This window comes from Bacillus sp. J41TS8 (genome assembly GCF_018333035.1).
Classification (GTDB): Bacteria; Bacillota; Bacilli; order Bacillales; family Bacillaceae; genus Bacillus; species Bacillus paralicheniformis.
Window position 1 is genome coordinate 1 of the sequence record NZ_BORF01000058.1, and the last position, 261, is coordinate 261.

A 261-nucleotide genomic window follows, 5' to 3' on the forward strand; every position below is an offset into this window, starting at 1 on the left:
GCTATCGCCACCAAACTATTGCCTTCAGGATGAAGGTACTGGGCGTTCCTCACAGGATGTGAGGGCCTTTAGCCGAGTTTCCTTGCCTTTGGCTTTTGAGAGGCATTCTCTCAAAACTAGATAACGGTCAGACGATTCACAAATATTTAGGTTAAGTCCTCGATCGATTAGTATCTGTCAGCTCCATGTGTCGCCACACTTCCACCTCAGACCTATCAACCTGATCATCTTTCAGGGATCTTACTTCCTTGCGGAATGGGA

1 rRNA gene is annotated in these 261 nt (G+C 47.1%); it reads right to left on the reverse strand.

The annotated features are described in order from the left end of the window. Positions 1-147: 147 nt before the first annotated feature. Positions 148-261 (reverse strand): 23S ribosomal RNA (locus KI350_RS22835); the annotation flags it as partial.